Source organism: Terriglobales bacterium, from assembly GCA_035454605.1.
Classification (GTDB): domain Bacteria; phylum Acidobacteriota; class Terriglobia; order Terriglobales; family Acidobacteriaceae; genus DATMAB01.
Map to the genome: position 1 here is coordinate 1 of DATIGQ010000082.1, position 7948 is coordinate 7948.

Sequence of the window (7948 nt, forward strand, 5' to 3'; positions counted from 1 at the left end):
TTTCGGATACAATCGGCGGCGAAGCGGTCGATGGAGTGACCGCGGCACAGGACTATGAGCGGTGAAGGCAAGGCGCGGGCGCGGCCCAAGGTGGCGTGTGAAGTCGCCGCCAACCGGGTGATTGCGGCGCGCGCGGCGCAACTGGGACAAGGCCTGGACCTGTGCACGTGCCGGACCATCGGGGTGGGCACGGTGCATCCCGGGCTGGCGGCCGGCAACGTAGGCGACGCGGCGGAACTGCGCCAGGCCATCGCCAACGCGCTGGGCCCGGTGGCGGGACGGGCGCGCGACGTGATCGCCATCCTGCCGGATGCAGCCGTGCGGGTTTCCCTGCTGGAATTCGAGAACTTCCCGCAGCACACCGACGAGGCCACCTCCCTGGTGCGCTTCCGGCTGCGCAAGACGCTGCCCTTCGACGTGGAACACGCCGCCATCTCCTTCCATGTACAGAGGCCGCAAGGAACGTTCGCGGCCGAAGCCGGCCGCATCACCGCGGTCGTGGCAGTGGCGCCGCGCCCGGTGGTGGAGGAGTATGAAGCCGCGTTCCGCGACGCCGGCTACACGCCGGGGGTGGTCGTGCCTTCGATGCTGGCGGTGCTGGGCGCGGTGGACGCGCTGACTCCGGCCATGATCGTGAAGACCGATGCGCTCACCACCACGGTGGCCATCGTGGACCGCAACGAGTTGCGCCTGTACCGCACGCTGGAGAACGAGCCGGGAACGGGCGACGATGCCCGCCTGGCCGACGAAATCTATCCCTCGGTCGTGTTCTTCAAAGACACCTACGGCTCCGGCCTGGATCGTGTGCTTCTGGCGGGGCAGTTGGAGTCGGAGGGGCTGGGAGCCGCCCTGGAAACGCAGATCGGAGTGCGGGCCGAGCCGCTGGTGAGCCGCGCCCAGATGGAGCAGATGCTCACGCGCGACCACGTGCCGGTTTCGGCCCTGGCCGGCGTGCTGGGAGCTTTGGCATGAAGCTCGACGTCAATCTGGCCAGCCAGCCTTACGAGGACGTACGACAATTCCTCGCCCAGTGGGGCACGGCCCTGGCGCTGGTGGGCCTGCTGACGCTCGGCCTGGTGAGCTACGCCGTGAGCACGTGGGCGGGCACGCAAGACACGCGCGCTGAGATCGAGCAGATACAGGAAGACTTGGCCCGGCTGGACCGCGAGCAGCAGGAAGCGGTGGCGGTGCTGAACCGTCCCGAACACGCCGAGTTGCGGCGGCGCGCCGCGTTCACCAACGGCCTGATTGCGCGCCGCACCTTCTCCTGGACGCAGGTGTTCGCAGCCCTGGAGAAGATCATGCCGGCGCAGGTGTACGTAACTTCGCTCGAGCCCGCGGTAGTGGAAGGCAACCAGATCGAGTTGCACATGCGAGTGGCCGGACGCTCGCGCGACCAGGCCCTGGAGCTGGTGCGGCGCATGGAGACGTCGGAGCGCTTCCGGCTGCCGGAGCTGCGCTCCGAGCAAACGCGCGCCGATGAGGAGAGTCCGATCCAGTTCGACATCGTGGCCCTCTACATCCCGGAGGCTGCCCTGGCCGGAGGCGCACCATGATCTCCAACCTGCAGGAGTTGCGAAAGAGCATGCTGTGGCTCTTGGTCGTCCTGCTGGTGCTGGACGCGGCCGCGGGCGCGTTCCTGCTCTCACCCCTGGCCCGCTCCCATGAGGACCTGATGGCGGAAAAGCAGAGCCTGGAAGCGCGCCGCGGGCTGCGGGAGCGCGAGGTGGCTCCCCTGCGCAAGGTGGACCAGAAACTGAAGCAGGCCGCGCAGGACCTGGACAAGTTCTATGCCGAGCGTGTGCCCTCGGAAGCGTCGGCGCTGGCGGAGCGGCTGGGCAAGCTGGCCTCGAAGAACCACGTGCAAATCTCGCAGGTCAAGTACGCCACGGAAGAGAGCGAGCTGCGCGGGCTTCGGCAGGTAACGGTGAAGGCCAATCTGGCCGCCGATTACCTCAGCCTGATGAAGTTCCTCAACGCGCTGGAACGCGACCCCATGTTCTTCGTCATTCAGCGCATCACGCTGAACGAAGGAGAAGAGGGGCAGGTGAGGCTCGACCTGGAGTTGGAGACTTACTTGAAGCAGGAGAGCTAACTTGAAGTTGGGATTGGAAAACCGGCGCATGGTGTTGCTGCTGGCGGTGACCGTTGCGGCGGGACTGTATACCGTGCCGCGCATGTTCCGCAGCCCGGAGCCGCAGCCGGTGGCTTCCACCCCCGTGAACGCGGCGCCGACAGCCACCACGCGCTCGCGCAACGCGCCCCGGCGCGCGCGTCGCGGACCACCGGCCGCTTCGCTCAATCCCACCCTGCGTCTGGACTTGCTGCGTGCCAGCCAGGAGACGGAGTACAAGGGCACGGGAAGGAACATCTTTCAGAGTCAGATCGAAATCCCCAAGCCGGTGGCGGACGTGGTGCGGCCAGCCGGCCCAGGCGCAGGAGCGACGGTTGCGGGGCAACCACCCGCGCCGCCGCCTATCAACTTGAAGTTCTTCGGGTTCGCCAGCCAGCCGGGCGAGCCTAAAAAGGTTTTCCTCTCGCAGGGAGAGAACGTGTTCATCGGCGCCGAGGGCGACATCATCAACCGGCGCTACAAGATCGTGCGCATCGGCGTGGGCACGGTGGAGGTGGAGGACCTGCAGTACAACCATCGCCAGACCCTGCCGCTGACACAAAGCTAGTGCCGGCAGCCAGCGGCTGGTTTGCTCGTCCATGAAACGGCGTTACTTCACGCGATCGACACAAGCCTCGAGCGAGCGCGGCTACGCCATGCTGGCCATCCTGCTGGCGCTCATGTTGATGCTGCTGGCCATGGCGGTGTCGGCGCCGGTGATCGCGCAGCAGATCAAACGCGACCGCGAGGAAGAGATGATCCGGCGCGGGCGGCAGTACGTGCGCGCCATCCAGCGCTACGTTCGCAAGTTCGGACGTTATCCCGCCAAGATGGAGGACTTGGAGAACACCAACAACCTGCGCTTCCTGCGCCGCCGCTACAAGGATCCGATGACGGAAAGCGGCGAGTGGCGCATCATCCACTTCGGCGAAGCGCGGCCCAGGGCCGGGCAGCCATTCGGCGGCGGGCAGGCGCAAGCGGGTCAGGCGGTCCTGCCCGGCGCGCGACCGGCGGGCGGAACCAGCGAACAACCCGGCTCCGCCACCAGACCGGCGGGCCGACCTGCGGGCGATTCGCTCTCGGGCCGGCGCTTCGGCGGCGGTCCCATCGTAGGCGTCGCCAGCAAGAGCGAAGAGGAGTCCATCCGCGAACTCGACGGCAAGAATCACTACAACGAATGGGAGTTCGTCTACGACGTATCCCAAGACCCGGGCGCGCGCCCGCCCGTTCAGCCGGGACAGACGGCGCAGCCGGGACGGCCTGGTCAACCCGGGAAGCCGAGCACGCCCACGCCGGGAACGCAGCCGCAAGGCAGGCCACTACAGCCCACTCTGCCGCCAGACAAGTGAGACATTTGTAATTTGCGTGATGTCGCCGCTGGGGCCGGGAGAGATTGCGCGTTACAGATTACCCATCGCAATCCCGCGCAAGACACAAAGGCCCCGTCGCGAAGACGGGGCCAAGACTCGGCAGCCTATACGTTGAAGGAGGAGCCGCAGCCGCAGGTGGTCTTGACGTTGGGGTTTTCGAACTTGAAGCCGGCGCCCTCGAGCGTCTCCACGTAGTCCACGACGCAGCCGTTCAGGTACATGAGCGAGGTGGCGTCGACAAAAACCTTGAGGCCGTCGAAGTCAAAGCTCTTGTCCATCATGCCGGCAGAGTTCTCAAAGGCCATGGAGTAAGAGAAGCCGGAGCAGCCGCCGCCGACCACGCCGACCCGCAGGCCGGCCGGGACAGGATCCTGCTGCGCCATGATCTCCTTGACCTTGGCGATGGCCGCGGGGGTCAGGGTGACGGGCGGAGCCTTGGGGGTCGTTTCGACGTTCGGTGTGGTGGTTGTGGACATTCGTATCTCCTTCGCGGCTGATTATAGCACGGGCCCGTGAGGCCCTTCATTAGCTTCCAGCTACGAGCCCTCACACAATTAGATGCTGTGGAGACGGAGGGGATGCGGGGCCGCAGGAGTGCTCCCATGCCGGCCGCGGTTTCGCCGGCCCTGGTCACCGCGGCCAGCTACAATGGCGCGCATGGGCCGCTCGGATCGCGATCCCCTGTTCTTCCCGCCGTCCAAGTACGGCGATGAGCCGGAGCCGGAGGAATATTCGGCCGAAGTGGACGTGGAAGAACAGCAGAAGGGGCTGAAAGCGGTGCTGTTTTTCGGCCTGCTGTTACTGCTGGTGGGGGTGCTGTTCCGGTACTGCTAGGGGGCCGGAGAGGAGGCCCCTGAAATTTGCGCTTGCGGTCGGTTGCGGGGCTATAATCTGCGGCAGGGACCCCCTATCGGCTGGCCTGACACGCGGGTTGCCGCCGGTCCTTGGGCGCAGACGATCCCGGGCTCCGAGCGAGGTAGCGTATGCCGACCATGACCATGATGTTGATCATCTGGGGTGCGATCACCGCGGTGCTTGTGGTTCTGCTGATCTATCGCAGCACGCTCACCATCCACGAGGACGACCAGCTGTTCATCGACGAGTCGGAATCGCACATGGCACAGGAGCAGCAGGAGCTGGTCGCCAGGATCGACAAGCTCACGCCGCTGGTGCGCATGTTCGGGGCCGCCTCGGGTGTGCTGGCGGTGGTGATCTTCGGCTTCTGGCTCTACCAGGGCTTCATGCAGAACTACTGAGCGCCCGGGGAGCCGACGCGCCGCGACGCTGGTGAGCGCGCCGGGCCGAGTGCTGACGGATTCAGGACGCCTTCCGGCTTCTGCCGGAAGGCGTCGTTATGTTCGGGCGTACTTGTGGCCCGGGAAGGTTCCGCCCGCGGTTCCGCTGCCCCATCCCGAGCCGCGAAGGAATTACAATGAGGGCAGCCAGGATGGCGGAACTGGCAGACGCGCACGCCTTAGGAGCGTGTGCCATACGGCGTGTGGGTTCGAATCCCACTCCTGGCACCAGAAAACAGCTTCTAGCTGCTTCTAGCTGGAAGCCTCGGATCGCGTCCCTGGGCTCCACACCATTCTCAACGAGGCCATCATGTCGAATCCGCAACAGCCCAACGTCAAGCTCTTCCAGAGCGGCGACTACCGCGAGAACTATGCCAACAGCGTGCAGGTGCGGGTGAGCGTCTGGGACTTCTTCCTGGTCTTCGGCACGCTGCGGCAGCAGACGCCCACCGAGGTCGAGGTGCAGAACTACCAAGGCATCTATCTCAGCCCGCAGCAAGCCAAGGCGTTGATGGCCATCCTGGAACAGAACGTCATGAACTACGAGAAGGCCTTTGGAGAAATCAAGCTGGACCCGCAAATGACGCCCGGGGGGCCCATCAACTAGTGGCCGGTGGCCGGAGATCACTGCCTCGTCCTCAGTTCGCAGTTCTCAGTCTTCAGTGGGAAGCGTGAAGTGGGCCGGACAGCCGACGTCGCCAAAAAGTGGCTTCTCTACGCGGGGCACCGGGCGCGCACTTTTGCGTTGATCTTTACCGCGCTTTTCCTGCTGCACTCTCCCCTGCTGCGCCTCCCCTACTTCTGGGATGAGGCGGGATACTTCGTGCCCGCGGCCCGGGACCTGCTGCTGACCGGTGATCCCATTCCCCAATCCACGCTCTCCAATGCTCACCCTCCGCTGGTGATGGCCTACCTGGCGCTCTGGTGGAAGCTTTCCGGACTCATGCCAGCGGTGACGCGCACCGCCATGCTGCTGGTGGCGGCGTTGGCGCTGGTGGGCGTCCACCGGTTGGCCAGGCAGGTGGCGAACGCGGAAGTGGCCGCGGCGGCAACCGTCGTCACCGCGCTGTATCCCGTCTTCTTCATGCAGAGCGTGATGGCGCATCTGGACCTGGCGGCCATGGCTTTAACGATGTGGGCGCTTTCGTTCTACGTGGAGCGGCGCATGGCCAGGGCGACTCTGCTGTTCGCGCTGGCCGCGCTGGCCAAAGAGACGGCCATCGTCGCGCCGCTGGCCCTGGCAGGATGGCAGTTCCTGCGGCGCGCAAAGGCGCCGCATGACCCGGAGGAATCCCGCCACGGCCCGCAATACCTGCTGCTGCTGCTGGCCGCGGTCCCTCTGGCCCTATGGTTTGAGTATCACCGCGAGCGCACCGGCTACCTGTTCGGCAATCCGGAGTACGTGCGGTACAACCTGCTGGCCACGTTCGACCCGCTGCGCATGGCGCTGGCAGCGCTGCGCCGGCTGTGGCAGGCCTTCGGCCACCAGGGCCTGTGGGCGCTCACGCTGGCCGGCCTGCTCGCCATGTTCCGACGGCCTCTGCGCGAGGGCGACCAGGAGCGCCCACGCATCGCCCTGGGCACGCAGATGACGTTCGCAGTAGTGATCGCGGCCTACGTCGCGGCGTTCTCGGTGGCGGGCGGAGCGGTGCTGGCGCGCTACATGCTTCCGGCGGTTCCCCTGGTGGTCATCGTGTGGGTTTCGACGCTGCGCCGCCGACTGCGCCACTGGAGGGCGCTGGTGGCGACGGTCGCAGCCGTATTCGTGGCGGCCATGTTCCTGCAGCCGCCGGTGCCGTTCTCCCCCGAAGACAGCCTGGCGTGGCGCGACTACGTGCTCATGCACAAGCGCGCGGCGGACTACCTAAGCCAGCGCTACTCGCTGGCGCGCGTGCTCACGGCGTGGCCGGGCACGGACGAGCTGACGCGACCGTACCTGGGCTACGCGCGGATTCCGCTGCGGGTCATCGCGTTGCGCGACTTTTCGCCTCCACAAATGGCCATCGCGGCGCGCAACAATGCTTTGTACGACGTGGCCCTGTTGTTCTCCACCAAGCCCGATCCGCCGCAAAACCTGTTGCGCCGGTTTCCCCAATGGGAACGATGGGAGACGCACTTCTTCGACTATCACCGCGACCCGGAGCCGGAGTCCGCCGCCGCGCTGCTGGGCGGGCACATCGTCTACCAGGAACGCCGGGGAGGACAGTGGGTAGCGGTAATCGAGATCGGGCGGGTTCAGAACGCAAGCGTCCGGGAGATTGAATCACTGAATCATTGAGTCAGTCGTTCAATCCGTCGATGGACAATCCCTCAATCTGTTTCCGCGAGTCGCCTTGCGGCCCTGAAGATCCTGAGGAACATCGGCCGCGTCAGCCTCCCGGTTTGCGTGTTCTGCATGGAAGGATGATAGGAGGCTAGCAGCGTCCTGCCGCCCGGCAGCCTGTAGCGCGCGCCGTGGCGGAAGACCATGCCCCGCGCAGTCTCAATCAGGCCTCTGCGCTTCAGATGGCGCAGGAAGGCGTCGAAGGCGACGCGGCCCAGGGCGACCACGACGCGCACGTGACTCAGCCCCTCTAGCTCGCGGTCGAGGAAGGCCGAGCAGTTGGCCAGCTCGGCTGGCGCGGGCTTGTTGTCCGGAGGCGCGCAGCGCGCCGCGGCCGTGATGTAAAGGCCGCGCAGGCGGAGGTCGTCGTCGCGGTCGGTGGCGTCGGGCTGCGAGGCGAAGCCGGCGCGATAGAGGACCGGATAGAGAAAGTCGCCGGAGCCGTCACCCGTGAACATGCGCCCGGTGCGGTTGGAGCCGTGTGCGCCCGGAGCCAAGCCCAGTACCAGGACGCGCGCCCGCGGGTCGCCGAACCCCGGGACCGGCCTGCCCCAGTACTCCCAGTCGCGATAGGCGCGGCGCTTCTCGCGCGCGACTTTCTCCCGGTGCGCCACCAGCCGCGGGCAGAGGCGGCAGGAAGTGATCTCGGCGTTTAGCACCTTCAGCCACTTTGTATCCATCAGAGAACTGGTTGGGAAATGGGGCCGAAGGCTATGAACGTTGCCTTCTCACCCACTTTGAGCTTGCTGAACTCCTCGTACGAAACGACGTACCACTCCCCCTTTTCGAGAACGACGGAGAAAAACCGCTGCTCGAACTGCATCAAAGGCTCGCCTGACCGTTCGCT

Annotated in this window: 11 protein-coding genes and 1 tRNA gene; 10 read left to right on the plus strand and 2 right to left on the minus strand. The window is 65.9% G+C overall.

The genetic code is table 11. The features are described 5' to 3' along the window. The first annotated feature begins 54 nt into the window (after positions 1-54). The 5 genes from VLE48_06080 to VLE48_06100 are packed head-to-tail and all read left to right on the plus strand — an operon-like array spanning position 55 to position 3462. Positions 55-972 (plus strand): hypothetical protein, encoded by a 918-nt coding sequence (locus tag VLE48_06080; protein HSA92563.1) that lies wholly within the window; start codon positions 55-57, stop codon positions 970-972. Next, complete coding sequence (locus VLE48_06085) at positions 969-1556, plus strand: PilN domain-containing protein (protein ID HSA92564.1); 588 nt, start codon at positions 969-971, stop codon at positions 1554-1556. The genes VLE48_06080 and VLE48_06085 overlap by 4 nt, the downstream gene beginning before the upstream one ends. After that, a complete protein-coding gene (locus VLE48_06090; protein ID HSA92565.1) occupies positions 1553-2095 on the plus strand; it encodes a GspMb/PilO family protein in 543 nt (180 codons plus the stop codon). Before VLE48_06085 ends, VLE48_06090 begins: the two co-directional genes overlap by 4 nt. Before the next feature lies 1 nt (position 2096). Next, positions 2097-2681: a hypothetical protein gene (locus tag VLE48_06095; protein HSA92566.1), complete on the plus strand. Its 585-nt coding sequence runs from the start codon at positions 2097-2099 to the stop codon at positions 2679-2681. Between the two features lie 31 nt (positions 2682-2712). After that, on the plus strand, positions 2713-3462 hold the full coding sequence (locus VLE48_06100; protein ID HSA92567.1) for a hypothetical protein: 750 nt from the start codon (positions 2713-2715) through the stop codon (positions 3460-3462). A gap of 125 nt (positions 3463-3587) precedes the next feature. Here the strand turns inward: VLE48_06100 and VLE48_06105 are convergent, their stop codons facing one another. Further along, the gene (locus VLE48_06105) at positions 3588-3959 is read right to left on the minus strand and encodes an iron-sulfur cluster assembly accessory protein (GenBank protein ID HSA92568.1); all 372 of its coding nucleotides are present in this window, start codon (positions 3957-3959) and stop codon (positions 3588-3590) included. Positions 3960-4140: 181 nt separating this feature from the next. Between VLE48_06105 and VLE48_06110 the strand changes: the two genes are divergently transcribed. From VLE48_06110 to VLE48_06130, 5 genes are all read left to right on the plus strand, one after another. Beyond that, complete coding sequence (locus VLE48_06110; protein HSA92569.1) at positions 4141-4317, plus strand: hypothetical protein; 177 nt, start codon at positions 4141-4143, stop codon at positions 4315-4317. A 149-nt stretch (positions 4318-4466) separates the two neighbouring features. Continuing rightward, complete coding sequence (locus VLE48_06115) at positions 4467-4739, plus strand: hypothetical protein (GenBank protein HSA92570.1); 273 nt, start codon at positions 4467-4469, stop codon at positions 4737-4739. 185 nt (positions 4740-4924) lie between these two features. Continuing rightward, positions 4925-5009: transfer RNA gene (locus tag VLE48_06120), tRNA-Leu, on the plus strand. Between the two features lie 79 nt (positions 5010-5088). Continuing rightward, a complete protein-coding gene (locus VLE48_06125; GenBank protein HSA92571.1) occupies positions 5089-5385 on the plus strand; it encodes a DUF3467 domain-containing protein in 297 nt (98 codons plus the stop codon). A 69-nt stretch (positions 5386-5454) separates the two neighbouring features. Then, on the plus strand, positions 5455-7056 hold the full coding sequence (locus tag VLE48_06130; protein HSA92572.1) for a glycosyltransferase family 39 protein: 1602 nt from the start codon (positions 5455-5457) through the stop codon (positions 7054-7056). Positions 7057-7088: 32 nt separating this feature from the next. On the opposite strand, the gene VLE48_06135 is transcribed toward VLE48_06130, so the two are convergent. Continuing rightward, a complete protein-coding gene (locus VLE48_06135; protein ID HSA92573.1) occupies positions 7089-7781 on the minus strand; it encodes a uracil-DNA glycosylase in 693 nt (230 codons plus the stop codon). Between the last annotated feature and the right edge of the window lie 167 nt (positions 7782-7948).

Excerpts from the sequence above, each read along its gene's own strand:
- VLE48_06080 (HSA92563.1), top strand. The coding sequence starts at position 55 with ATGAGCGGTGAAGGCAAGGCGCGGGCGCGGCCCAAGGTGGCGTGTGAA.
- VLE48_06085 (HSA92564.1), top strand. The coding sequence starts at position 969 with ATGAAGCTCGACGTCAATCTGGCCAGCCAGCCTTACGAGGACGTACGA.
- VLE48_06090 (HSA92565.1), top strand. The coding sequence starts at position 1,553 with ATGATCTCCAACCTGCAGGAGTTGCGAAAGAGCATGCTGTGGCTCTTG.
- VLE48_06100 (HSA92567.1), top strand. The coding sequence starts at position 2,713 with ATGAAACGGCGTTACTTCACGCGATCGACACAAGCCTCGAGCGAGCGC.
- VLE48_06105 (HSA92568.1), bottom strand. The coding sequence starts at position 3,959 with ATGTCCACAACCACCACACCGAACGTCGAAACGACCCCCAAGGCTCCG.
- VLE48_06110 (HSA92569.1), top strand. The coding sequence starts at position 4,141 with ATGGGCCGCTCGGATCGCGATCCCCTGTTCTTCCCGCCGTCCAAGTAC.
- VLE48_06115 (HSA92570.1), top strand. The coding sequence starts at position 4,467 with ATGCCGACCATGACCATGATGTTGATCATCTGGGGTGCGATCACCGCG.
- VLE48_06125 (HSA92571.1), top strand. The coding sequence starts at position 5,089 with ATGTCGAATCCGCAACAGCCCAACGTCAAGCTCTTCCAGAGCGGCGAC.
- VLE48_06135 (HSA92573.1), bottom strand. The coding sequence starts at position 7,781 with ATGGATACAAAGTGGCTGAAGGTGCTAAACGCCGAGATCACTTCCTGC.